Origin of the sequence: Paenibacillus sp. BK720 (assembly GCF_011761545.1) — a bacterium.
Taxonomy (GTDB): domain Bacteria; phylum Bacillota; class Bacilli; order Paenibacillales; family Paenibacillaceae; genus Pristimantibacillus.
Genome location: NZ_JAASRQ010000004.1, coordinates 693160 through 717454, shown reverse-complemented (window position 1 = coordinate 717454; position 24295 = coordinate 693160). Strand labels below are relative to the sequence as shown.

The 24295-nt window shown below is 53.4% G+C and carries 20 protein-coding genes; 16 read left to right on the top strand and 4 right to left on the bottom strand.

The genetic code is table 11. The features are described 5' to 3' along the window. The first annotated feature begins 144 nt into the window (after positions 1-144). The 3 genes from FHT67_RS18780 (at position 145) to FHT67_RS18770 (ending at position 4799) form a co-directional block, all read left to right on the top strand. Positions 145-3483 (top strand): DUF5107 domain-containing protein, encoded by a 3339-nt coding sequence (locus FHT67_RS18780; protein ID WP_167200634.1) that lies wholly within the window; start codon positions 145-147, stop codon positions 3481-3483. A gap of 94 nt (positions 3484-3577) precedes the next feature. Further along, positions 3578-4528, top strand: coding sequence for an aldose epimerase family protein (locus tag FHT67_RS18775; RefSeq protein WP_167200631.1), 951 nt, complete (start codon positions 3578-3580; stop codon positions 4526-4528). A gap of 109 nt (positions 4529-4637) precedes the next feature. After that, a complete protein-coding gene (locus FHT67_RS18770) occupies positions 4638-4799 on the top strand; it encodes a hypothetical protein (protein WP_165930804.1) in 162 nt (53 codons plus the stop codon). A gap of 83 nt (positions 4800-4882) precedes the next feature. Here FHT67_RS18770 and FHT67_RS18765 read toward each other — a convergent pair whose 3' ends face one another. Then, positions 4883-5785, bottom strand: a complete 903-nt coding sequence (locus tag FHT67_RS18765; protein ID WP_167200628.1) for a LysR family transcriptional regulator — start codon at positions 5783-5785, stop codon at positions 4883-4885. Between the two features lie 206 nt (positions 5786-5991). On the opposite strand from FHT67_RS18765, the gene FHT67_RS18760 reads away from it, so the two are divergent. Together FHT67_RS18760 and FHT67_RS18755 are read left to right on the top strand one after the other, a co-directional pair. After that, positions 5992-6459, top strand: coding sequence for a DinB family protein (locus FHT67_RS18760; protein WP_167200625.1), 468 nt, complete (start codon positions 5992-5994; stop codon positions 6457-6459). Positions 6460-6499: 40 nt separating this feature from the next. Continuing rightward, entirely contained in the window at positions 6500-6907 is a 408-nt protein-coding gene (locus FHT67_RS18755) for a nuclear transport factor 2 family protein (protein WP_167200622.1), read from the top strand. A 62-nt stretch (positions 6908-6969) separates the two neighbouring features. On the opposite strand, the gene dhaK is transcribed toward FHT67_RS18755, so the two are convergent. Together dhaK and FHT67_RS18745 are read right to left on the bottom strand one after the other, a co-directional pair. Further along, positions 6970-8730, bottom strand: coding sequence for a dihydroxyacetone kinase subunit DhaK (gene dhaK, locus FHT67_RS18750; protein ID WP_132311946.1), 1761 nt, complete (start codon positions 8728-8730; stop codon positions 6970-6972). 1 nt (position 8731) lies between these two features. After that, positions 8732-9868, bottom strand: a complete 1137-nt coding sequence (locus FHT67_RS18745) for a glycerol dehydrogenase (RefSeq protein ID WP_132311948.1) — start codon at positions 9866-9868, stop codon at positions 8732-8734. A 213-nt stretch (positions 9869-10081) separates the two neighbouring features. Here FHT67_RS18745 and FHT67_RS18740 point away from each other — a divergent pair, with 213 nt between their 5' ends. Continuing rightward, the gene (locus FHT67_RS18740; protein ID WP_167200619.1) at positions 10082-11107 is read left to right on the top strand and encodes a PocR ligand-binding domain-containing protein; all 1026 of its coding nucleotides are present in this window, start codon (positions 10082-10084) and stop codon (positions 11105-11107) included. 30 nt (positions 11108-11137) lie between these two features. Here FHT67_RS18740 and FHT67_RS18735 read toward each other — a convergent pair whose 3' ends face one another. Then, complete coding sequence (locus FHT67_RS18735) at positions 11138-12007, bottom strand: AraC family transcriptional regulator (protein WP_167200616.1); 870 nt, start codon at positions 12005-12007, stop codon at positions 11138-11140. Between the two features lie 126 nt (positions 12008-12133). On the opposite strand from FHT67_RS18735, the gene FHT67_RS18730 reads away from it, so the two are divergent. The 10 genes from FHT67_RS18730 to FHT67_RS18685 all read left to right on the top strand — a co-directional run bounded on the left by FHT67_RS18730 (position 12134) and on the right by FHT67_RS18685 (position 24213). After that, positions 12134-13183 (top strand): Gfo/Idh/MocA family protein, encoded by a 1050-nt coding sequence (locus tag FHT67_RS18730; protein WP_243867286.1) that lies wholly within the window; start codon positions 12134-12136, stop codon positions 13181-13183. A 15-nt stretch (positions 13184-13198) separates the two neighbouring features. Continuing rightward, the gene (locus FHT67_RS18725; protein ID WP_167200610.1) at positions 13199-13930 is read left to right on the top strand and encodes a ThuA domain-containing protein; all 732 of its coding nucleotides are present in this window, start codon (positions 13199-13201) and stop codon (positions 13928-13930) included. A 110-nt stretch (positions 13931-14040) separates the two neighbouring features. Further along, on the top strand, positions 14041-15048 hold the full coding sequence (locus FHT67_RS18720) for a LacI family DNA-binding transcriptional regulator (RefSeq protein WP_167200607.1): 1008 nt from the start codon (positions 14041-14043) through the stop codon (positions 15046-15048). 80 nt (positions 15049-15128) lie between these two features. Continuing rightward, complete coding sequence (locus FHT67_RS18715) at positions 15129-16907, top strand: sensor histidine kinase (protein WP_167200604.1); 1779 nt, start codon at positions 15129-15131, stop codon at positions 16905-16907. Next, complete coding sequence (locus tag FHT67_RS18710) at positions 16882-18486, top strand: response regulator transcription factor (protein ID WP_167200601.1); 1605 nt, start codon at positions 16882-16884, stop codon at positions 18484-18486. The genes FHT67_RS18715 and FHT67_RS18710 overlap by 26 nt, the downstream gene beginning before the upstream one ends. Positions 18487-18561: 75 nt before the next feature. Next, on the top strand, positions 18562-19476 hold the full coding sequence (locus tag FHT67_RS18705) for an ABC transporter permease (RefSeq protein ID WP_167200598.1): 915 nt from the start codon (positions 18562-18564) through the stop codon (positions 19474-19476). Between the two features lie 10 nt (positions 19477-19486). Then, a complete protein-coding gene (locus FHT67_RS18700) occupies positions 19487-20368 on the top strand; it encodes a carbohydrate ABC transporter permease (protein WP_167200595.1) in 882 nt (293 codons plus the stop codon). 64 nt (positions 20369-20432) lie between these two features. After that, positions 20433-22040, top strand: coding sequence for an ABC transporter substrate-binding protein (locus tag FHT67_RS18695; protein WP_167200592.1), 1608 nt, complete (start codon positions 20433-20435; stop codon positions 22038-22040). Between the two features lie 141 nt (positions 22041-22181). Further along, the gene (locus FHT67_RS18690) at positions 22182-22877 is read left to right on the top strand and encodes an SDR family oxidoreductase (protein ID WP_167200589.1); all 696 of its coding nucleotides are present in this window, start codon (positions 22182-22184) and stop codon (positions 22875-22877) included. 184 nt (positions 22878-23061) lie between these two features. Next, positions 23062-24213 (top strand): GntR family transcriptional regulator, encoded by a 1152-nt coding sequence (locus FHT67_RS18685; RefSeq protein WP_167200586.1) that lies wholly within the window; start codon positions 23062-23064, stop codon positions 24211-24213. Positions 24214-24295: the final 82 nt, after the last annotated feature.

The following is a 24295-nucleotide window of genomic DNA, read 5'->3' as shown; positions in this document are numbered from 1 at the left end:
CAATCATGCCTGTTGACCGGGGTTTACAGGCTCTAATAATCATCATATTGTCCATTATTATCATTTGATTGTCAATGGCGGTCCTTGCCGCGATTGCGTACGATTAACCCATAACTATCGTACCTTGGGGAGGATGAATCGTGAATGGCAACTGAAGTGAAAGTATGGGAGCAGACGGTAGAGCTGCCCACCTATGAAGTCGGAAAACCGGACCTCAACCCGATGTTCCTGGAGAAACGCGTGTATCAAGGCAGCTCGGGCCGGGTCTATCCGCATCCCGTTATCGACAAGATTTACGACGAGAAGGTGATGAAGCCTTACCGGATCGTCTTTTTGGAAAACGAATTCGTGCAAATTCAATTGATGCCGGAGCTTGGAGGACGAATCTACCGGGCGGTAGACAAAACCAACGACTATGATTTCGTCTACCATAACCAGGTTATCAAGCCGGCTCTGGTTGGACTTGCAGGTCCATGGATCTCCGGCGGCATCGAATTCAACTGGCCGCAGCATCACCGTCCGAACACCTACGGGCCGGTGGAATGCGATATTCGGGAGAATGCGGACGGCAGTAAGACCGTATGGGTCGGAGAGATCGACCGGATGTACGGGACCAAGGTAACGACGGGCTTCACCCTGTTTCCCGGGAAGGCTTATCTGGAAATAAGCGCGCAGCTGTTCAACCGCACCTCCGAGCCGCAAACGTTCCTGTGGTGGGCCAATCCGGCGGTTGCGGTCAACGACCATACGCAGTCCGTATTTCCGCCCGACGTTCACGCCGTGTTCGACCATGGCAAGCGGGACGTATCCAAGTTCCCGATTGCGACAGGCACGTATTACAAGATGGATTACTCCGAAGGAGTCGACATCTCCCGTTACCGCAATATACCGGTGCCAACCTCGTATATGGCGTACCGGTCGGATTACGACTTTGTCGGCGGCTATGACCACAACGTGAAGGCGGGTATTCTGCATATCGCGAACAAGCATGTGTCCCCCGGCAAAAAACAATGGACCTGGGGACATGGCGAATTCGGCCAGGCCTGGGACCGGAACCTGACGGACGAAGACGGGCCTTACATCGAGCTGATGACGGGCGTCTATACGGACAACCAGCCGGACTTCACATGGCTGCAGCCGTACGAGGAGAAAAGCTTCAAGCAATACTTTATGCCTTACAAGGAAGTCGGAATGGTGAAAAACGCCACCATTGACGCCGCGGTCAATTTGGAAATCGAAGGCCCGCAGGCTAGAGTAAATGCTTACGCGACTTCGATCTTCGAGAAAGCCCGTATCGTATTAAAGGGGGCAGCCCGCACTTATATCGATCAGACGGCAGCATTATCGCCATCCCAGGTTTTTGCCGCAACGGTTGTTCTTGAGGAAGGGGAGCTGGAGGAAAACCTGAAGCTTGCGGTATTCGCGGAAAACGGCAAAGAGCTTGTCAGCTATCGTCCGCAGCGGAAGCAGCTGGAGAAGACGCCGGAACCGGCGAAAGCGATCGGCGAGCCGGAGGAGCTTCGCAGTACGGAGGCGCTATTCCTGGCAGCGCAGCATCTGGAGCAGTACCGGCATGCTACCTACGAGCCGGATCCTTACTACTTGGAAGGACTTAAGCGCGACCCGGGGGATATCCGCCTGAACAATGCATACGGCTTGCTGCTGCTGCGCCGGGGCCGGTTCGCGGAGAGCGAGACGCACTTCCGCCGCGCGATCGAGACGCTGACGCGGCATAACGCGCGGCCGTACGACGCGGAGCCGTTCTTCCATTTGGGCAAGGTGCTGAAATGGCAGGGGCGTCACGAGGAGGCGTTCGCCGCATTCTACAAGTCGGTCTGGTCCGGAGCTTGGCAGGCTGCGGGATACTTTCACCTTGCGCAGCTGGCCGCAGGCAGCGGCAAATACGAGGAAGCGCTGGAGTTAATCGATCGTTCCATCGATGCGCAGTATCGCAACCGCAAGGCCCGGCTGTTGAAAATAGCTCTGCTGCGCAGACTGGGACGCCTGGAAGAAGCGGGGCTGCTGGCGACGGAAACATCCGATTATGATCCCATCGACTTTGGCTCGCGCAACGAATGGATTCGCATTCATCAGCTTGAAGGAAGAGAAGAGCAAGCCTCGGCAGCTTTGGAAGCTCTTGCCGGCCTTATGCGGGACGATGCCCACAATTACATCTCGCTGGCGCAGGATTACGCGGATGCCGGATTGTACGCCGAAGCGCTTGACGTACTGGCTCGAATCGAGGAGCGGACGGCGGGCAGCGTTTATCCGATGGTGCATTATTACCAGGGATACTACCATCATATGGCCGGAGACCAAACAGCCGGCAACTATTACTACTCGCTTGGTCAAGAGGCGAATCCGGCCTACTGCTTCCCGAATACGATTGCGGATTACGTTACCCTGACCCATGCGTCCCGGATGCGCGCGGATGACGCAAGAGCCTTCTATTATCTCGGCAACCTGCTGTATGACAAGAAGCGCCATGCCGAAGCCGCGGCAAGCTGGGAGGCTTCGGCCGCCATCGACGGCAATTACGCGACCGTGCACCGTAACCTCGCGCTTGCTTATTACAATAAACAGAACAAGCCGGAAGCCGCCTTGGCTTCGCTTGAGAAAGCGCATGCCTTGGCGCCGGATGACGCCCGCATCTTCTACGAGCTGGATCAGCTGTACAAGAAGCTGGCTTATACGGCGGAGCAGCGCCTGACCGTCTTGGAGCGGAATAAGGAGCTGGTGGAGCTTCGCGATGATTTGTATCTCGAATACGTAACGCTTCACAACTCGCTTGGCCGTCATGAAGAAGCGCTGGAGCTTATCTTCGCCCGCCATTTCCATCCTTGGGAGGGCGGTGAAGGAAAGGTGCCGGCTCAATACGTATTGGCCCGCGTAGAGCTGGCCAAGCAGCTTCTGGAGCAAGGGCAAGCCGGCGAAGCCATCAAGCAGCTGGAAGCGGCCAAGCAATATCCGTTGTCCATGAACGAGGGCAAGCTTGAAGGCGCGCAGGAGAACGATATCAACTATTATCTCGGCATTGCATACCGGCTCCTCGGCCAAGCCGAGCAGGCGCAAGCCTTCTGGCTGCTGGCTTCCGAAGGGCTGGATGAACCAACCAGCGCCATGTTCTACAACGATCAGCCGCCTCACATGATTTATTATCAAGGCGTAGCCTTGCGCGAGCTCGGACGCGAACGGGAAGCCCGCAGCCGGTTCAACAAGCTGGTCGACTACGGCGAGCAGCATTTGTTCCAACCGCAGAAGATCGATTATTTTGCGGTATCGCTTCCGGATTTCCTGGTCTTCGACGAGGATCTGGACAAGAAGAACCGCATTCATTGCCATTATATGATTGCGCTTGGACAGCTGGGCTTAGGAAGGGCTGCAGAGGCCGAAGCGCATTTCCGCGACGTGCTGGAGCTTGAGCCGACCCATCAAGGTGCCGCTATTCATCGTTGCTTGCCGGCATCGGCCTACATTTCATAATTTTGCGGGAGCGTCATACCGTCCGGTCCGGACTGCACAACGCTCCCTTATTTGCCGAAGCTGCTTCATTAAGTACGGGAGGTGCTTGAAGACAATGACAAGCTTGTATTGGGAGAAAGTGAGGTTCGAGGGTCACGAGGCATGGAGAGGCTGTTCTTCCATGCTGGAGCTGACGCTTATTCCGTCGCTGGGCAGCAAGGTTGTATCGCTCAGGGACGCTGCCACCGGCCGGGAATGGTTGTCCCGCACAACGCTTCCGCTTGGCAATGCGGGATACGCCAGTTCATTCGCGGAAGGCGACGGCAGCGGCTGGGACGAGATGTTCCCTACGGTGGATGCCTGCCGTCTGCGGCAATCCCCGTGGGCGGGCATCGATCTTCCCGATCATGGCGAGGTATGGTCACTGGCTTGGCAGTGCGGCCTGCGGGACGATCGCTTCTTATGCGAGGTGGAAGGCCGCAGCTTGCCCTACCGGCTGGAGAAGACCTACTCTTTTACGGAAGAAGGCCGCCTGAGGATTGATTATACCGCCCATAATCTTGGTGCCGATCCTCTTCCGTTTCTTTGGGCGGCCCATCCCTTGTTTCAAGTCGAAGCGGGAATGGAAATAATCGTGCCCGCAAAGTTTGAACGAATTGCGGTGTCCTACTCCCATAATCGCAGACTTGGCGATAAGGGAACGCTTCTGCCGTGGCCGCGTCCGCTGCCGGACGTTAGCTTGAATATCGCGGAGGCGGCAACTGCGAAGACTGCGGAGAAGTTTTATTTTGACGGTACGCTGCCGGAAGGCCGGGCTTCCTTGTATGATCCAGCGAGCGAAGAGATGCTGACGATGACATTCCCGAAGGAGCAGGTTCCTTATCTGGCGGTATGGGCGAATTACGGCGGTTATTCGAATCAGTACCATATCGCGCTGGAGCCCGCAACCGGCTTCCTCGACGATGCTTCCGCAGCTTGGGAAGAGGGAGAAACCTCGGTTATTCCCGGATACGGCCGGTACGAATGGCATCTCGAGCTCGAGCTTGCAAATAAATTCAACCGATAAGCATCATGCTTCTCCCGTTTTTTTGTTGCCTTCGCTGTTTTATTATCGAGCTCCGATTAATACAATTGGCATAAAGAAGGCAGTCAAAGAGGGAGGAGGATCCGCAGCTGTGGAGACGTTTGGCAGAGGTTGCCTCTGGCTTATTCTCGGCGCTTTAGGCTTGCTGGTGCTCGCCGTGATTACCCAAAGCACGATTCATATTCCTTGGTTTATCTTTATTCCCGTCGTTATTCTCGTTTTCTGGATGGCATCAAAGAAAAATAAGAAATGAATCTTTAACATCCGGGCAGCCAATCTATCGATTGGTTGTTTTTTTATGGCTTGAAAAGACGGTATTGAAAAGTCCGCCCTTTCCTATGAGGTCTTTGCATGCTTGATCGCATTTTCGATGTAGGCTCTTACGCTTTTGATGAATGTGCGCATAGCATATCCGATATACTTGTCTTTGCGGTAAACGAGACATATGTCCTGGGAAGGCGAAGGATTCTTTAAATGCACGACTTTAATGTCAGGATGATGCAGATTTTCAAGCAGCAATCTCGGCAGAACACAAGCCCCAACCCCGTTTTGCACCATCTGGAGGAGGGATGATAATGTAGTCGTCACCAGATGAGGCTGCAAAGCAAACCCGTTGTCCATGGCATAACGGTCGATCAGCATGCGGCATTGATGGTCGGACGGGAACATGACCAGCTTCAGTGTTTGCAGCTTGTTGAAGGGGATAATGCTCTCGGTTGCAAGTGGATCATTCCTGCTTACCGCCAATGAGAATTCTTCGTGAAACAAGGGGATTGAAGTGAGGCGTTCGTCTATAACAGGCCCGATAGTTACTCCGATATCAATGCTCCTGTCCAGTACTTGTTCGGTTACCTTCATAGTTTCAAGAAGAGATAACGAGACGGTTGGATAGGCTTGGTGGAAGTTTAGCAGCAAAGCGTTAAACAGGAGATCCGCATCACCGGGCAAAACGCCAATCGATAACGATCCTCCTCGCATCTGTTTCAGGTCAGCGATAGCGTCGCTCGCTTGTTGAAGGTGTCCGAGCACGGCAGCGCCATGTTCATGGAGAATCGCTCCCGCTTCCGTCAGGACGATCGTTTTTCCGATTCGATCGAATAACAGGACGCCTAATTCCTCTTCCAATCTCCTTATCTGCTGACTGACGTTGGGGGCGCTGACCCCCATCTTTTCAGCCGCTCTCGTAAAGTGAAGCTCTTCGCATATTGCCATAAAATACTGCAGCTGTTTGAATTCCATAACTCATACCTGCCTTTCATCGCTATGCGGGTATTTGATTAATGAATAGTGTCACGCCATCTTCCGCTTCTGTCAATCTATAATCGTTAACTTATGCTTAACGTTACGATAACGCCTGCTGCATTGATGGAAAGTTCCGTGTGGAGGTAATCTTGGGATAAGAAAGCGAACCACATGAAATCAACTTTATTAGGAGGCGGTTAACGATGACACAGTCCATTATCAATACCGGTAAAATGCTGCATCAGATCGTGATTGGAAAGCTTCAAGGCGTGACGGAAGGCTATTATGACAAGCAGCCCGAAGGCTTCAACAATACCATTCGTTGGAATGTCGGTCATATCATCTTTTGGATGGATAAGTATTGTTCTCTAAGCTTTGGTACCCCCTCGTCCATTCCTAGCTCGTATGGAGAGTTGTTTAACTCGGGAACAAGTCCATTGGATTGGACGATGGTTCCTCCATCTACGGAAGAGCTTGCAGAGCTATTAACGGCACAGTTCTCCCGCCTGTCTGAGCTGACGCCGGAAATGCTGGAAAAGAAGCTTTCAGCTCCTTATGTATTCGGACCGTTTCAATTCGACACGGCCGGAGAATTATTCAACTTCGCCCTTATTCACGAAGCCATCCACCTAGGAACGATATCCGGGCAGTTGCAGGTTTTGTCGCGCTAAATTGCTGTGAAGCAAGAATGACATGAAGGAGGGTTCTTCCATGCATAAGTCCGCCGGTACGGGTATATCCCGGACGCATGATGCATTTGATGCTTTCAAGCATGCTTTCGAAACAGGGAAGACCGAGGATTTTCTTCAGAAGGTAACGGAGGATTTTCGTTTCCGCGTTCCGCTTCCTCTGGAGGGATGGGATAACGAGCAGTATGGCAAAGAGAGGTTCGAGGATCTGATTAGGTTCGAGCGCTCCGTATTGCAGGTATATTTAACCTCAACTATCGTACTGGAAAACGAAGACAACGGAATGGTTGTTTTCCGCGCTGAAGGCATGTTAACTGGAAAGCCTTATCACAATGAACTTATTGTCGTCTTTGAGTATGAAGAAGACGACAGGATCCGTTCTTTTCGAGAATATGTAGGGACACCGTTAAAAAATTACGAGGCCCCATAATGATGAGTTGAACAAAGCAGCAGCCTGGGAATTACATTTCATCCCAGGCTGCTGCTTTTATATTATTTCAGCACGACCGACAATCCCGTGAAAATAACGCCAAGCGCGTAAGCGCCTGCATCGGGATAACCGATGCTGCGTTCGCCGACGGTGCCGGCGCGGCCCATGCGGGCAACGATGGTCTCGGTTTGTTTGGCGCCTTCGACCGCTGCTTCCGCAGCCGCAATGCCGGCAGCCTTCAGCTCGGTTCCCGCTTCCGCTGCGGCTTTCCAGCTTTCCGCGTAAGGAATCAACGCATCGATCAGCGTTTTGTCGCCTACGACGGCGCCGCGGCCAAAGGAACGTTCGCCGGTTGCCTGAATCCCTTTCACGACCGCATCAAGCAGTTCCGCTACCTCGGCAACGGAAAGCTCGGTTTTGCCCTCGGCATATTTGCCGCCCGCGCGGAAGGCCGAGCCCCAGATCGGGCCGGACGCGCCGCCGCAATGCTCCATAATGATCAGGGAGCAGGCATGCAGGAAGCTGCCGATATCCTCGGACTCGCTCACGATATCCTTCCATTCCGCTTTCAGCTGCTTGAAGCCTTTTGCCACGCTCATGCCAAAGTCTCCGTCGCCGGCATGGGAATCCAGCTCGCAGAACGGCACTTCGTTCTCGATAATAATCTCGCTCATCTTATCAATGAGGTAAATCATATTGCGGAGGGACAGCCTTCCGTCCTCGACGTTGGCATACTCTTCGCTTGATTCAACGCGGTAAGATACGTCCTTCGCGTTTGTCGCCTGCTCCTCCAAGGCCACATAGGACACGGGCCCCGAGGTGCCGCCGCGCACGAGGAACGCAGGCGTATCGCATTCTTCGTTCAGCAGCTGCTTCAGCTGCTCGTCCAGCTTCATGATGGATAGGGATGCTCCCGCCATATCGATGCTGGTCATGTAGTTGCCGACAAACACCTTGTTAACGGCAATGCCTTTTTCGTGCAGCTCGCGCATGACGGCGTTGTTCAAGAGGTACAGCTCCTGAAGCGGAGTGCCGCCAAAGCCGTTGACCAGAACCGCAATTTGCTCGGTGGAACCGGCACTCATGCCTAAGCTGGCAAGCAGCTCCGATACCATGCGCTGCGCCAGCTCGTCGGCGGAAATCCGCTTCTCTCTGCGGATGCCCGGCTCGCCGTGGATGCCAACGCCGTATTCCATTTCGTCTTCGCCAATCGCGAACGTTGGCGTGCCTTTAGCCGGAACCGTGCAGGAGGTAAAAGCAAACCCGATGCTGCGGACATGGGCAATCGCGTTCTCGGCCGCGGCTTTAACTTCGGCGAGACTCCGTCCTGCTTCCGCCGCCGCGCCGGCAATCTTGTGAACAAGCACCGTGCCGGCAACGCCGCGGCGTCCCACCGTATACAGGCTGTCTTCAACGGCAATATCGTCGTCCACTTTGACGTAATCGACCTGAATGCCGTCTTCCGCCGCAAGATGGGCGGCATTCTTGAAGTTCATCATGTCGCCGCTGTAGTTCTTGATAATAAGCAGCGTGCCTTGCTCGCTTGCCGTAGACTTAATCGCCTGATAGACCTGGATTTGGGAAGGAGAGGCGAAGACGTCGCCGCAGACCGCCGCATCCAGCATGCCTTTGCCGATAAAGCCGGCATGAGCCGGCTCGTGGCCGCTGCCGCCGCCGCTGATCAGCGTTACTTTCGCGGCGTTGATGTCTCTTTTCTTCATGACTTTGTATTTGGAGTTGAATTCAAGACCCGGATGCGCCATCGCAAGTCCATTGCACATCTCGCGGACAAGCGTCTCCGGCTGATTGATGATCTTTTTCATCTCACGACTTCCTTCCTTGTTTGAAAGCCTGGCCGAGCTGATCGGCAACGATGATCGCAGCGGCTACCGCTTCCTCCGTAATCGGGAATGGCATAGCATGAATCGATTCTTCCGGGATGCAGGCAAGCGCCGCAACCTGTGCAAGCTCCTCGTCCGTCATGCTGTCCACGCCGATGTCGGAAAGACATACCGGCAGTCCAACTGCGGCGCAGAATGCAAGCACTTCGTTTACTTCTTCCTTCGGCGCATTCTCCAGAACGAGCTGGGCAATCGTGCTGAAGGCAACCTTTTCCCCGTGGAAATAGTGATGCGTGCCTTCAAGCACGGTCAGTCCGTTATGGATCGCGTGGGCTGCCGCAAGGCCGCCGCTTTCGAAGCCAAGACCGGAGAGCAGGATGTTGGTCTCGATGATGTTCTCAAGCGCCGTCGTTACCTTGTTGCTGTCGCTTGCCAATTTCGCTTGCACGCCGTCCTCGAGGAGTGTCTCATAGCAGAGCTTCGCAAGCGCAAGCGCCGCTTTGGTTCCGCGGGCGATTGGCGCGGCGCCGGCATGCACGCCGTTAGGCAGGCCGGCGTTTACTTTGGAGAAGGAGCGGGAGGTTGCTCTGGCTTCAAAGTAAGTCGACAGCGCGTCGCCCATGCCGGATACGAGGAAGCGGGTAGGAGCATTCGCGATAACCGTCGTGTCGATCATAACGACGCTAGGGCTGGATTTGAAGTAAGCATAGTCCTCGAAAGCACCGTCATTCGTGTAAATAACGGCGGAATGGCTGGTTGGGGCATCGGTCGCCGCAATCGTCGGAACGATAATAAGCGCTTCGCCTTCGGCCACGCATTTGGCGGTATCGATCGCTTTGCCGCCGCCGAGGCCAATCGTGCAGGAGCAGTTTTTCTCGCGGGCAAGCTCCTTCAGCCGGGCGATTTCCTCGCGGGAGCATTCGCCGCGGAATCCGCTTTCAACCAGCGTAATATGGAATTTATTAGAAGTAAAGTCCAGCTTGTCCTTTACGCGCTTTACATCTTCGGGATGAGCGATAAGAAGGGCGGAATCGCCGTACGATTGAACAAAAAAGCCGAGGTTAAGCAGTTCGTTTTCACCTTGAACGTATTTGCTTGGGCTGATAAATGCTTTTCTCATTTGGAATAACCTCCTAAAGTGAATGGTCGTATTCATTTACAGACTACTGCCATTATAAATTTAGAAGTGGGTGGAAGCATTGTATCTTAAGCGCAAAATAAAGCAGATTACGATGGTGTTTTTATGCTCAATCCTTCCTGAAATTGTACTATTTTGTCCTGACAACGGGTTCTAGTATAATAAAGACATCCCTTCGGGTTTGGAGCGATCCCAATGAACGCAAGATACGATCTGAAACAAATTATGGATATCGACAAATGGCATAAGCTTCAGGATTCCATGTCCCTTGTCACGAAGATGGCGATTATTACGGTCGATTACAAGGGGGTTCCCGTCTCCAAGCATAGCGAATGCCAGGCATTCTGCCGCGAGGTGCGGAAGGACCCGGCTTTGTCTTCGTATTGCCAGAAATGCGACGCGCGCGGGGGACTCGAGGCGGTCCGGTCGAACAAGCCTTATATTTATCAATGCCATTTTCAAATTCTCGATATCGCGATTCCGATTGTGGTGGACAACCAATATATTGGCGCGGTTATGGCGGGACAGGTGAAGCTGAGCGATCCCGATGTGCCGATTGAGCAGATCGTGACAAGGCCGCCCAATGCGGAAACGGATAAAAAGTTTAACGCTCTGCAGGAGCAGTACCGGTCGCTGCCGGTGTTGTCTTACGGGGAAGTCGAGAAAATCGCCGATATGCTGTTCCATCTGTGCAACTATATCGTGGAGGAAGCAATCCGCAAGAGCGATATGCTTCAGATGTACCGGGACTCCTTGTCTCGGGAAAATCCGGCCGCGGCTACCGTGCATGCGATTGATTCCTCTTACGAGCATATTCAAGCGCTGCAAAGCGAGCTGTCCCATACGCTGATTGAGAAAAAGCTGAAGAAATCCTCCGGCGTCTACCAGGCAGGCAACTCGATTCTGCAGCCGGCCTTTGATTATATTTACCGTCATAAGCATGAAAATGCGGATCTTAAGGAGATGGCTGCCTTATGCCATGTCAGCCCGAGTTATTTCAGCCGGATCTTCATGAAGGAGACGGGCGAGAATTTCTCGGTGTTTGTCCCGCATCTGAAGATCGGCTGGGCGAAGGAGCTGCTCGAGACAACCGGGCTGTCGGTCAATCAGATCAGCGACGAGCTGGGTTTCGCCGACGCGGGTTATTTTATCAAGACGTTCAAAAAGTTCGAGAGCCTGACGCCAGCCGCATACCGAAAAATCTACCGCGACAAGGCCTGATCGCCCCTGCCATGGGACGGAGAAGCCGGCTCACCTTGTCCCTTTGTAGTAAGCGGGGGAAAGCCCGACGTATTTCTTGAACACCTTGCTGAAATAATAAATATCGCCGAAGCCAACCAGCTCGGCGACTTCGCCGATGGTCATATGCGTTCTCTCCAGCAGCTCCCGGGCCCGGTTCACCCTCACTTTATTGACGTAATGCGTAATGGAGCAGCCGGTTATCTTGTTAAAGATCCGGTTCAAATAATCGAAATTGCAAGCAAAGCGGGCTTCGATATCGGAGCCCGTTATTTTGTCCGGGTAATGCTGATGAATGTAATCCAGCAGCTCGTAGGCTTTCGCCTCCCCTTTGGTGGTCCGCTTCCTTGCGCTTTGCAGATGCTCCGCGAGATAAGCGCGGGACAGCTGGACGAACAGCTCCGACAGCTTGAGAGCCGTCATGCTGCGGTTATAATTTTTCCGCTGGTATAACTGCCCCATCTCATTCAGGTGATTATACACTTGACTCCGCGCGTTTAGGTTCGCCAGGTTAAAATGCTTCGGGAAGCCCTGGCGGCTGCCTGCCTCCGGTTCCTGATCCTCCAGAAAGAAGCTCCTTGCGTAGCTCTCCATATCCCCGATATGAACCGTTTGAATATCCGGATGCTTGAAGTGAATGTAGTAATAGTCGCATACATGCTTCTCGAACCCTTCATGATCCAGATTCGGCTCCAGCATAAATACATCCCCTTTGCGCAATACGTAACGCTCGCCGTTCTCCTCGATATGAAGTTCTCCGCTTTTGATAATGTACAGAATATATTCGTCAACGTTCCGCTTGAAGTGAATCCACGGACTCGTATATGCCACGAATCCGAGAAAGGTCACGGTAGGGACAAGCTCCATATTTACGGCCAGCATAACAATTCTCCTTTGCCAAAAGTCGCTATTGTACAAAAAGTGTCTCGATCCGCCATTTTCAATCATTCTATCACAGGCTAATCTGATGGTGTGGTTTTTAATCCGGGAATCGTTGGGATGGTGGTTATGATTAAATTAAAAATCGGTATTATCGGACTTGGCGGCATTGCCGACTTTCATAGCGAAGGCATACTCGCAAGCGGGGATGCCGAGATTTGGGCAATCTGCGACGAGGATGCCGAACGTCTTGCCGCTAGGCGCGTGCAGTGGAATATTCCCGAGGATCGTGCCTACCTCAGCTACTCCGAGCTGCTTCGCAATCCGGAGGTGGATGCCGTCACCATCGGTACGCCAACCGTCAGCCATTTCTCCATTGCCATGGCAGCCATCGGGCACGGCAAGCCGTTTGCGCTCGAGAAGCCGGTCGGGATGAACGCGGAGGAAGCGGCTGCCTTGGGGGCTGCCTTGCAGAACAAGCCGCTGCCTCACATGATTTGCTTCTCCTACCGCTATAAAGCAGCCGCCCGATATGCCAAGCAGTTGATTGAAGAGGGGAGGCTGGGCGCAATCCGGCATGTCTACAGCCAATACTTGCAGGATTGGGGCATTCATGAGGATATTCCGCTAGTATGGCGGTTCGTCAAATCGGTTGCCGGATCGGGAGCCTTTGGCGACCTCGGCTGCCACATGCTTGATCTGACCCGCTTCCTGGTTGGCCGTACGGAGCGCGTGATTGCCGACGCGGACACGATTATCAAGCAGCGGAATCTGCCGGACGGTTCCGGACAAGGCGAGGTAGATGTGGATGATTACTGCCATGTGCTCTCCCGGATGGAGGGAGGCATATCCGCTTCCATGATGATTTCCCGCTTCGCTTACGGACGGGGCAATTATCAGCAGATTGAAATTTACGGCACCAAAGGCGCTCTTGTCTATAACCTCGATGCGGAAGACTCGCTTGAGGTGAAGTTCAAGGAGGAAGGCGACAACGAGTTCCGCCCTGTCGACATTCCGGACCACTGCCGTACGGGTCAAATGCAGGCGTTTTTTAACCTTTTGAACGGGCGCGGCGACGGCCTGGACGCAACGATGGAAGACGGTTACGTCAATCAGCTTGCCGTAGACGCGATTATTCAATCTTTTACCGAAGAACGTTGGATCGACATTCAAAAATAGGAGGCCCTATCGAACATGAAGCAAATTAAAGTAACCGTATGGAACGAGTATCGCCACGAGAAGCATAACGAGCATGTAAAAGGCATCTATCCGGAAGGCATTCATAATGCCATTGGCGGATACCTGAAAACCATTGAAGGCCTTGAGGTTGGAACCGCTACGCTTGACGAGCCGGAGCATGGTCTCACGGACGACGTACTGAATAACACCGACGTGTTGATCTGGTGGGGGCATCTAGCCCATCATGAAGTGCGGGACGATATTGCCGAAAAGGTAAGAGACCGGGTGCTGCAGGGCATGGGGCTGATCGTTCTTCACTCGGGCCATGCGTCCAAAGTGTTCGAGAAGCTGCTCGGCACGAAGACCGGCGCGCTCAAATGGCGGGATGACGGCGAGAAGGAACGGCTTTGGGTTATTGAGCACGGTCACCCGATTGCCGACGGCCTTGGCGAATACATTGAAATTCCGAAGGAAGAGATGTACGGCGAGCGCTTCGAGATTCCGGCACCGGATGAGCTGGTGTTTATCTCCTGGTTCGAAGGCGGAGAAGTATTCCGCAGCGGCTGCTGCTACCGAAGAGGCAAAGGCAAGCTGTTCTATTTCCGTCCGGGACATGAGACCTTCCCGATTTACCACCAGCCGGAGATTCTTCACGTTATCAAAAATGCCGTGCATTGGGCGGCTCCGACGCAAGGAGCGGCAGCCTCTTACGGACGCGTGGAGCCGATAGAGAATAGAAGTAAATAATTTACTGATTCAAGGCGATTGACAGAGCGTTTTTCAGGACCATATACTTTGAGGTAACCGGTTACGTAAAAGGAACGGGGCAATACTTCATGGAATGAGATGGATGGTCTATGATACCGACAATCAGAGATGTTGCTAGAGAAGCTAATGTATCAATCGCCACGGTTTCCAGAGTTCTAAACGGATTAACAGGCTACTCGGATAAAACCAAACAAAAGGTGATCAAGACAATAGAGGATATGGGCTATCATCCAAACGCCATAGCGCGTTACTTGAATAACAGGCGCACCCAGACGATTGGGGTGATGTTCCCTGCCGTTACGAACGAGTTCGCATCGGCCGTGCTGCAAGGGATCGAAGAATTTGCGCTGGAGCGGGGCTACAGCGTGCTGGTCTGCAATACGGAGGTAGACGGAAACCGGACGATGAAATACCTGCAGGTGCTTCGGGAGCGGCAGATCGACGGCATTATTTTCGCCAGCGAGGTGCTTAAGAACGAATACAAGCAAATGCTGGATACGATGCGTGTGCCGCTTGTCCTCGTCTCCTCCGAGAATGAGGATGCGAAGGTTCCGTTCGTGAAGGTTGATGACCGGCAGGCTTCCTACGACGCGGTCCGTTATCTGATCGGCAAGGGACACAAGGATATCGCGATGATCGCCGGCACGGCGGAGGATCCGATAGCGGGCGTGCCAAGATTGCAGGGCTATAAGGATGCCTTGTACGACAAAGGAATTCCGTTCCGCAGCTCGCGGGTGGCTTACGGGGATTTCCATTATGACAGCGGCCATGCGGCGATGGAAACGCTCCTAGCGCAGGACCGCGGGATAACGGCCGTCTTTGCCGCAAGCGACGAGATGGCTGTCGGAGCCATGAATGCGGCTTTGCGGCAAGGCATTCGGGTGCCGGAGGATTTGTCCGTGATGGGCTACGATAATATCCGGCTGTCCAGGATGATCTACCCGGCACTGACGACAGTCGGGCAGCCCCTGCTGCAGCTGGGCCGCGATGCGGCCGGCAAGGTGATTGCGATGATTGAGACGGGAAAGACCGTCCCGAGTCTAATTGTTCCGCATGAGATTGTGGAACGGCAGACGGTCAAGGATTTGCGTACATAAAACAGGAAATGCGTGGCGGGCCAATGCAAGAGGTCTGTCACGCATTTTCTGCTCTTAGATTGGGTGCGGGAGGTTCCACCATGTTTGGCAAATCCATGAAAAAAACAAAGAAGCTAAGCTCGCGGTTCATCCTGTTGTTCTCGGCCGTCACCTTGCCGCTTCTGCTTATTCTGTTCGCGGCAGGTCATTACGCGCAGGATGTCGTGCTCACGCAGGTGGCGAGTTCCTATCAGAATATGGTCAATTCCAATCTGAACATGATTGACCGGAGTCTGGACGACATTACGACGAATATGGTCTACAACGTGGACCATGACGAGAACTTTCAGAAGTTCGGACAGACGGGGCTGTCCGATTCGGAATACTATTTTGCCCAGATGGAGCTGATTCAGAGAAACTCGGCCTACCGTTCCTATTACCATACGGTAGACATGTTTTACGTATATTCGAAGCCCAATAACGTGCTCGCGACAACGAATGTGATCAGCGATACCGATCATGATCAGGTCAGCAGCTGGATTACGCGGACGCTTAACAACGCGGAAAGGCTGCAGCCGCTTCTGTATCAATGGAAGGTCGTCAAGATCGGAGAGGACTATTATCTGCACAGGGTCGTCAGCGATGATACGACCAATAACGCGTATATCGGCGCCTTGATCAGCATGAATACGTTAAAGCTGCCTCTTCAAGAGGTACGGACGGGCGGCGACGTGCTATTTGCGGGGGAAGACGGCAGGATTCTGTCCAAGCTGTCGGATAGCTTAAGCAAGGATTTCCGGCTTCCGGCCGACAAGCTGGCAAGGAATACGTCCTTCTCTTATTCGGACGGGGGCAGGAAGCTGTTTATCATTACGAGCAAGTCGCCGCTCAGCGGGATTAGCATGGCCGTCGTTCTGCCTTATTCGGACCTGTTGAAGGGGCTGAAGCAATTCCAGACGGTTATTAATTTGCTCCCGCTGTTTGTCCTGATTATCCTGCTGATCTATCTCTTTGTATTCCGGCGCATCATTCTGGCCCCCATTCTTCAGCTGCTCGGCACCCTCCGGCGCGTGAAGGACGGCGATATGGAGATGAAGCTGCCGGATTCGCCGATTACCGAGTTTGCCATAATCAACCATACCTTTAACAACATGATGGACGAGATCAAGGACCTTAAGATCGACGTGTACGAGGAACGGCTGAGCGCGCAGAAGGCGGAGCTGAAGCATCTGCAGACGCAGATCAATCCGCATTTCTTCCTCAATACGATGAACATTATTTTTCAGCTGGCGGATTTGAAGAGATACGAGCTGGTGAAGAAGACGGTGCGCCATATGGTCGGCTACTTCCGGTTTATGCTCGGAACAAGCCGGGATACGATCACCCTGTCGCAGGAGCTCGAACATATCCGCAACTATTTGGAGATTCAGAAGATGCGGTACCAGGATACCTTCGACTTCGAAATCGGGTGCGCGGAGGAGCTGTTGGAGGCCCGCATCCCTTCGATGCTCGTGCAGCCGTTTGCCGAAAATGCGATGATTCACGGCATGAGCGTAAAAGGGGAGCCCTTCCTGCTGCAAATCACGGCTTCGCAAGAGCCCGGGGACGCCGGCCTGATGCGGATCGAAGTGAAGGATAACGGCAAAGGCTTAAGCGAGGAGCGGATGGAGGAGCTGGCGGCGGATGATTACAAGCCTTCCTCGGACGATAATCATATCGGAATCTGGAATGTGAAGAAGCGGGCGGCTATGCGTTACGGCAGCCGGGCCCGGATCAGCTTCCGGCCAAACGAACCCAAAGGATTAGCCATACGGCTGACATTACCTATCGATCACATAAAGGAGCGGGATGAACATGGCGCGGATGCTGGTCGTGGATGACGAGAAATTTGCGGTGGACGGCATTTGCGAATGCAATGATTGGTCAACGCTGGGCATTGAAGCCGTGTTTACCGCCAACCATGCCGATGCCGCAAGAACAATCTTAAAGGAGCACCGCATCGATATTCTCGTCTGCGACATCGAGATGCCCGATGAGGACGGTCTGTCGCTGGTGCGCTGGGTGAAGGAGCATTCGCCGCATACCGAGTCGCTGTTCCTTACCTGCCATTCCGAGTTTGCTTACGCGAAGCAGGCGGTTAACCTCGGCAGCTTTGATTATTTGCTGAAGCCGGTCGACGGCGAGGAGCTTGTGCAGGCGGTCTCCTTAATGCTGCAGGCGGTAAGAGAAAAGGAAGAGAGCATCCAGCATCATGCCGGGTACCGCAAATACGCGGAGCTGTGGCGCAAGCAGCAGCCGCTGCTCGCGGAACGCTTCTGGCAGGATCTGTTGTCGCGGCGTCAGCTGTCGTTCGGCGATTTTCTCGAGCGGGGGCTGCGGGATGCCCAAATCGAGCTGGAAGCAGAGGGCAGAGTCATGCCTATTCTGATCAGTATCGAGGAATGGCATAAGTCTCTTGATGCGCGGGATCAGGAGATTATGGAATACGCGGTGAAAAAAGCAGCCGGAGAGCTGTTCCTCTCGGGCTGCGCCGGGGATGTCATTACGGACCGGGGCGGCGTGATGTTCGCGATGGTCTATACGGCAGGCGCCGCCAGGTCCGCGGGCAGCTGGGTGGAGACCGGAAGACGATTTATCGAGGTATGCCGGACTTATTTCTACTGCCAGATCACCTGTTATATCGGGAAGTTTGTCAGCCTGCAGGAGGTGTCCGGGCTATGCGAAGGGCTGAAGGACAGGGAGCGTCACAATGTCAAAGAGTCGCAGTCGGTTATCGTGTACGTTCCGCAAGGCGGGGCGGCAGCGCCGCTGCTTGTGCCGGACAGCATCAACGTAACGGAATGGACGTCCTACATGCTGAACAGGGAGCGGGACAAGGTTATCTCCTTGATTAACCGGAGCGTGGATAAGCTGGAAGCCCGCCAGATTCATCAGAACCAGCTGGAGACTTACCATCTGGATACGCTGCAGGTGGTTTACGGCTTTATGCACGTAAAGGGAATCGGCCCAAGCCAAGTGCCGAACTTCCCGCTGTGGGCATCGGCTCAAATCCGCAGCTTGACCCAGTACAGGCATTGGGCGGCAAATATCGTCTCTGCCGTCATGGATGCGGCCTTTACTGCATTAGAGAGCGACAGCGTCGTTCAGAAGTCGATTCAATATATGAAAGAGAATGTGGAGGAGGACATCTCCCGCGAGGATGTGGCCGCGCATGTCGGTCTGAACCCGGCTTATTTGTCCCGCCTGTTCAAGAAGGAGACCGGGCAGAACCTGATCGACTACCTTATTGAGACAAAGATGGTAAGAGCCAAATATTTGCTCGATGCGACGGGAATGACGGTCAGCGCGATTGCGCAGCAAGTCGGTTACTCGAACTTTTCCCATTTTACAAAGATGTTCAAGAAGCAATACGGCGTGAATCCGCAAGAATACCGCAATGTCACAAAACGACTAGACTGAGGTTACAAAAACGGTAGGGGGGTCAACCGGGCGGCCGTATACTTAGGACATACAAACAACAAGAAGGTGAAACACATGCCCGTGCTGCGACGGCTGCTGAAGCATCGCGCTTTGATTATTCTCGCGTTACCCGGGATTGTCATGCTTTTTATCAACAACTATCTTCCGATGTTCGGCATATTCCTGGCGTTTAAGGATCTGAATTACACGAAGGGCGTATGGGGCAGCGATTGGGTAGGCTTGCGAAACTTCAAGTTTCTGTTCGCCTCGAGCGACGCGTGGATGATTATCAAGCATACGATTTTGTACAATGCGGCGTTTCTGGTCATCAACACGGCATTTGCCGTGCTGCTCGCGATTCTGCTCAACGAAGTGAGGAGAAAGGTCCTTTCGAAGTTTTTCCAAAGCGCGGCCATTCTTCCGAACTTCGTCTCGATGGTTATCGTTGGTTACCTCGTCTACGGCTTCCTCAATCCGGAGCTTGGATTCATTAACAAATCGATACTCGAGCCGATGGGCAAAGAGACGATTGCCTGGTACGCGGAGCCGAAATATTGGCCGTATATCCTTACGATCGTCAATACGTGGAAAACGGTCGGTTACTCCGCCATCGTCTATTTGGCGGCGATCGTTGGCATCGACCAGGAGTATTACGAAGCGGCCCGAATTGACGGAGCGGGCAAATGGAAGCAGATGACCGCCATTACCGTTCCGCTTATCACGCCGGTCATTATTATTCTGACGCTGCTTGCGGTAGGCCGGATCTTTAATGCGGACTTTGGCTTGTTCTATCAAGCAACGATGGCTTCGGGGATGCTGAAGGAAACAACCGAGGTTATCGATACCTACGTCTACAACGCTTTGCTGGTAACCGGCGATACGGGGCTCGCATCGTCCGCAGGTCTTCTTCAATCGGTCGTTGGCTTTGTGCTGGTCCTTACGGTCAACTATACCGTGAAGAAATTCAGCAAAGAAAACGCGTTGTTCTAGGGGGCTAAGCATGAAGACGAAGAATCGCACCAACCCGTTTATCCTTTTGTTCCTGACCTTGTTCAGCTTGTCTTGCCTAATCCCGTTCTGGCTTGTTTTTATGGTATCGGTGACCAATGAAAACGATCTGACGCGAAACGGCTACACGTTCTGGCCCAAGCATTTCGACTGGGAGGCCTATCGTTACCTGATCCATGATTCCGCGAATATCGCGAGGGCTTACGGGGTAACGATCACGGTTACGCTTATCGGCGTTGCGATAAGTCTGCTGATAACTTCGGCCATGGCTTACGCCTTGTCCCGAACGGAGTTTCCGTATCGGAATGCTCTAGGTTTCTATGTATTCTTCACGATGCTGTTCTCCGGCGGACTGCTGCCTTGGTATCTGGTTTATACCCGGTTCCTGCATGTGCAGGACACGCTGCTTGCGCTTATCATTCCGGGGTTAATAGGCGGCTTCAACGTCTTTATTATCCGCACGTTCTTTACGAACAGCATTCCGCCGTCCCTCGTCGAGTCGGCCAAGATTGACGGCGCCAGCGAGTACCGGACGTACTTCAGCATTATTTTGCCGCTGTCCCTGCCGGTTATGGCCACGATCGGGCTGTTCACGATCGTATCCTACTGGAACGACTGGTTTACCAGCCTGGTGTTTATCAATAACGAGAAGCTGTATTCCTTGCAGTATCTGCTTAACAAAACGCTGATGAACGCTTCGTTCCTGCAAAGCATCGCGAATAAGGCTTACAGCAGCACGGCCAACGTCACGCAGCCGCTGGAATCGATCCGGATGGCGATGGCGATGGTGGCGATCGGCCCGCTTGTGTTCGTATTCCCGTTCCTGCAGAAGTATTTCGTCAAAGGGCTGACGGTAGGCGCAGTCAAAGGCTAAGTCCGAACTTGCTTCGGTTTAGTATATAGAACTTAAGCTTGATCATTTTGGGGAGGTCACACGAATGAAAAGGTTTAGACAAAGCTCGCTTGTTCTTCTGACGCTTATTCTCGCGATTGTGCTTGCCGCAACGGGATGCTCGTCGACGAACAAAACCTCGAACGGCAATCAGGAAGAGAGCGCCGCTTCCGGCTCGGCGAATACTTCGGCAGAGCCGGCAAAGAGTGGCGCGAAGGCGCTTGATCCTTACGAAGTCGTCATGGTGTACCCGGATGCGCCGCAAGCCGATCTGGCCAGCGTGCAGACCGCAATGAACGATTATTTGAAGCAAACGTACCCTGATTTGAATATGACGGTGAAGCTGAACCCGATTGACTGGGGCGCTTGGAGCGACAAGACCAATCTGATGATGGCGTCCAACGAGAAGTTCGATCTGCTGTTCACGGCCGACTGGCTGGGCTATAACCAGCAGGTATTGAAGGGCGGACTGCTTCCGCTGGATGATTTGCTTGCCCAATACGGCCCGGATATCGAGGCGGTAGAGAAGGATTACCACGAGCCCGCCAAACGCGGCGGCAAGCTGTACGGCATTCATACCCATCAGGAGCTTGGCGGCTCGCAGGGCGTTTATCTCGACAAGGCGCTGGTCGACAAATACAATATGGACTTATCCGCGCTGAAATCCGGAAAAGTGGAAGATTTGGAGCCGCTGCTTCAAATCGTTAAAGACAAGGAGCCGGGCGTAACGCCGCTGGCGGCGCCAAGCTTCCCGCTTGAAGCTTACTATTCTTCCGGTACGCTGGACACGATCTCCAGCGTAGCGGTGGTAAACGTATTAAATACGGATCCGAATAATTATGAGGTCATTAATTCGTTTGAGACTCCTCGTTACAAGGAGCTTGCCGACTTGACCCACAAATGGTTCAAAGCGGGCTTTATCAATAAGGACGCGTTAACTCCGGGGCTTGATGCGTGGAAGAAAATTCAGGCCGGCAAAGCGTTTGCCCTTGTGGGCGACATGGAGATTCTGGCCAACATGGAGATCGGCGCGGTATCGAAAGCGCCTAACGCCTCCATTAAAGCCGGCCGTGAAATGATCCAAATCCCGTTAAACGTCGACAGACTGCAAACCGGCAAGATGACGGCAACGATGCAGGCCATCTCCAAAACGTCGAAGGACCCTGCCCGCGCGATGATGCTGCTGAACCTGTTCTTTAAGGACCAAAAGCTCCTCACGCTGTTCAACTTCGGCGTAGAAGGCAAGCATTACATCATGAAGAATGGACAAATCGCGCTGCCTGAAGGCAAAACGACGAACGACACCGGCTTCTATCACGATATTATGTGGCAGATCGGCAACCAGATGCTGAACTATACCCGCGAAGGCGAAGATCCGAACAAGTATCAGAACTACGAGAAGTTCAACGAGATGGTATCGAGCCGTCCGGCCCGCACGTTTGGCTTTATCTTTGATCCGGAGCCGGTGAAGAACGAGATTATCGCCATCGACAATGCCAACAAGGCTTTTGTTGACGGACTGAAATCCGGCCAGCTGGATCCGGAGGAGAACATTCCGAAGCTGCTTGGGAAGCAAAAAGCGGCAGGCGCGGACAAGGTTATCGCCGAAGCGCAAAAACAGCTTGACGCTTGGCGCGCGGCAAACGGCAAATAAGCGGCAACACGAAGGCAAGGGTATAATCCGCAGCGGTTATACCCTTCTTTTTTTAGGATTATCAAAGGATCTGCTAAGGTATGTTTATATCCCTTTATGCTATAGTTTAGAGGAATGGAAGATGAAGGAGGAGATTGCGGGATGAATATTCTGATCACGGGAGCCAATAGGGGTCTGGGTTACGAGATGGCGGCCGAAGCGCTGGAGCGCGGCCATCATGTTCTTGCGGGCGTGCGCGATACCGCCGCGCAAGGCAGGCTTGCCGAGCTTGCCAAGCAATACGGCGAGCGGCTGGAGCTTGTACGGCTGGATGTTACGGATGAAGCGGAAGTGGCCGCGTTAGCGGGGACATTGCGGGAGCAAGGAAAAGCAATCGGAGCAATCGTTAATAATGCCGCCATTCTCGTCGAACGCAATACCGCGATAGAAGAGCTGAATATCGAGGAAGTCGCTAAAACCTTCGATATCAATCTGTTCGGTCCCATGCGGGTCGTGAAGCATTTCCTTCCTCTGGTAACGGAAAAGCAAGGTGCCATCATCAATATTTCCTCCGAAGCTGGCAGCATCTCGAATGCCTATCCGGGAGATTACCCGTACGGCATCTCGAAGACGGCGCTGAATATGTTCACGCAGCAGCTGCTGTCTGCCCTGAAGGAGCGGGGCATTCAGGTGTTTAGCGTGCATCCGGGCTGGATGAAGACGGACATGGGCGGGGAGAATGCGCCTACCGATCCGCGCCAAAGCGCGAAGGGGATCCTTGCGATGATCGAGGGGCGGCTCGTGCCGAAAGGCAGGTTTAATTTCGTGGATTATACAGGCAGGGAAATGCCAATCTAGCAACGTATACTAGCAACGTCTATACTTAATCGAGCAAGCCTGTCTCCTGATTGGGAGGACAGGCTTTTTTGTGTTGTCGTTATTTTGCAGTTGACATGTCAATTCATCTTGGCAAATAACATATATCATGATATATTGTTATATAATAAACACTTGTCAGAGGGAAGACGGGGGAACGAACAGGATGAACGAATCATCGAAACCGATGTATGAACGGATTTTCGAAGCGCTCCGCGAAGACATCATGGAGAAGAAATACGTACCGGGCGACCGGGTTCCTTCGGAGAAGGAGCTTGGCGACGAATACAATGTCAGCCGGATTACGAGCAAGAAGGCGCTGGAGCTGCTGGCCAATGAAGGCTTCATTATCCGGCAGCCGGGGCGCGGCTCCTTCGTCTCCGATCAGCCGGCGCCGCAGCCGAAGCAGCCGGCAGCAACGGTGGCGCAGACCCAGAAGACGCGCAAGGAAGACGGCAAGCTGCTGATTGGCCTCGTGATTACCGACTTTGCGGACAGCTACGGCAACGGACTGATTTACGGCATGGAGGAAGCGTCCCGCGAGCATAACTGCTACCTGGTTCTCCGGCGCACGTTCGGCATGCCTGCCCTCGAGGAGGAAGCGATCAAGGGACTGCTGGAGCTTGGCGTGGACGGACTCATTATTTTTCCGGCGCAGGGCGAATACTTTAATGCCGAAATCTTGAAGCTGGTTATTAACCAGTTCCCGTTTGTGCTCGTCGACCGCCATTTGAAGGGCATATCGGCCAGCTCCATTGCAACGGACAACGTAGGCGCGGCCAAAGACGGAACGAACCACTTGTTTGAGCTTGGACATAAATCGATTGCCTTTCTGACGCCTCCGCCGGTGGATACTACCGCTATCGAGGAGCGGATCGAAGGGTTTATTCAAGCCCATGCGGAGAAGGGGATTGTTGTTGACCGGGAGATCTGGATGGAGAATATTACGTCCACGCTTCCGAAGCATAATACGGAGGAGAACAAGCAGGAGGATATTCAGAAGCTGATCACCCATCTGAACAAGCACCCGCAGATTACGGCGCTGTTTGCGACGGAATTCAATATCGGACAGATTGCCTTTCAAGCGGTGCAGCAGATGGGCAAGTCCGTGCCTGAGGACTATTCGATCGTCTGCTTCGACTGCCCGGAGACCAATGGACGTTACCCGTTCACCCATCTGAGCCAGAATCAGCATGAGATGGGGCGCGTTGCTTTCGAGAACGTGCTTAAGCTTTGGGCCGGGCAATCCGTACCGAATAAAATTTTGCTGGATGCTTCGCTTGTTGTCAGCGACTCGACAGGTCCGGCCCACTCCTAGTTTCGGCGTATGCGAAAGCCTCCTTTGCGGAGGCTTTTTTATTTGCGCTTTTTTCATGGCGGACAAGGAAAAAGGCGAATAA

What these genes read in the sequence shown, in the direction of transcription:
- FHT67_RS18685 (WP_167200586.1), top strand. Translation starts at nt 23,062, where the DNA reads ATGAACGAATCATCGAAACCGATGTATGAACGGATTTTCGAAGCGCTC.
- FHT67_RS18735 (WP_167200616.1), bottom strand. Translation starts at nt 12,007, where the DNA reads ATGCTGGCCGTAAATATGGAGCTTGTCCCTACCGTGACCTTTCTCGGA.
- FHT67_RS18725 (WP_167200610.1), top strand. Translation starts at nt 13,199, where the DNA reads ATGAAGCAAATTAAAGTAACCGTATGGAACGAGTATCGCCACGAGAAG.
- FHT67_RS18780 (WP_167200634.1), top strand. Translation starts at nt 145, where the DNA reads ATGGCAACTGAAGTGAAAGTATGGGAGCAGACGGTAGAGCTGCCCACC.
- FHT67_RS18720 (WP_167200607.1), top strand. Translation starts at nt 14,041, where the DNA reads ATGATACCGACAATCAGAGATGTTGCTAGAGAAGCTAATGTATCAATC.
- FHT67_RS18755 (WP_167200622.1), top strand. Translation starts at nt 6,500, where the DNA reads ATGCATAAGTCCGCCGGTACGGGTATATCCCGGACGCATGATGCATTT.
- FHT67_RS18700 (WP_167200595.1), top strand. Translation starts at nt 19,487, where the DNA reads ATGAAGACGAAGAATCGCACCAACCCGTTTATCCTTTTGTTCCTGACC.
- dhaK (WP_132311946.1), bottom strand. Translation starts at nt 8,730, where the DNA reads ATGAAAAAGATCATCAATCAGCCGGAGACGCTTGTCCGCGAGATGTGC.
- FHT67_RS18715 (WP_167200604.1), top strand. Translation starts at nt 15,129, where the DNA reads ATGTTTGGCAAATCCATGAAAAAAACAAAGAAGCTAAGCTCGCGGTTC.
- FHT67_RS18740 (WP_167200619.1), top strand. Translation starts at nt 10,082, where the DNA reads ATGAACGCAAGATACGATCTGAAACAAATTATGGATATCGACAAATGG.
- FHT67_RS18760 (WP_167200625.1), top strand. Translation starts at nt 5,992, where the DNA reads ATGACACAGTCCATTATCAATACCGGTAAAATGCTGCATCAGATCGTG.
- FHT67_RS18705 (WP_167200598.1), top strand. Translation starts at nt 18,562, where the DNA reads ATGCCCGTGCTGCGACGGCTGCTGAAGCATCGCGCTTTGATTATTCTC.
- FHT67_RS18745 (WP_132311948.1), bottom strand. Translation starts at nt 9,868, where the DNA reads ATGAGAAAAGCATTTATCAGCCCAAGCAAATACGTTCAAGGTGAAAAC.
- FHT67_RS18775 (WP_167200631.1), top strand. Translation starts at nt 3,578, where the DNA reads ATGACAAGCTTGTATTGGGAGAAAGTGAGGTTCGAGGGTCACGAGGCA.
- FHT67_RS18690 (WP_167200589.1), top strand. Translation starts at nt 22,182, where the DNA reads ATGAATATTCTGATCACGGGAGCCAATAGGGGTCTGGGTTACGAGATG.
- FHT67_RS18765 (WP_167200628.1), bottom strand. Translation starts at nt 5,785, where the DNA reads ATGGAATTCAAACAGCTGCAGTATTTTATGGCAATATGCGAAGAGCTT.
- FHT67_RS18695 (WP_167200592.1), top strand. Translation starts at nt 20,433, where the DNA reads ATGAAAAGGTTTAGACAAAGCTCGCTTGTTCTTCTGACGCTTATTCTC.
- FHT67_RS18730 (WP_243867286.1), top strand. Translation starts at nt 12,134, where the DNA reads ATGATTAAATTAAAAATCGGTATTATCGGACTTGGCGGCATTGCCGAC.
- FHT67_RS18710 (WP_167200601.1), top strand. Translation starts at nt 16,882, where the DNA reads ATGGCGCGGATGCTGGTCGTGGATGACGAGAAATTTGCGGTGGACGGC.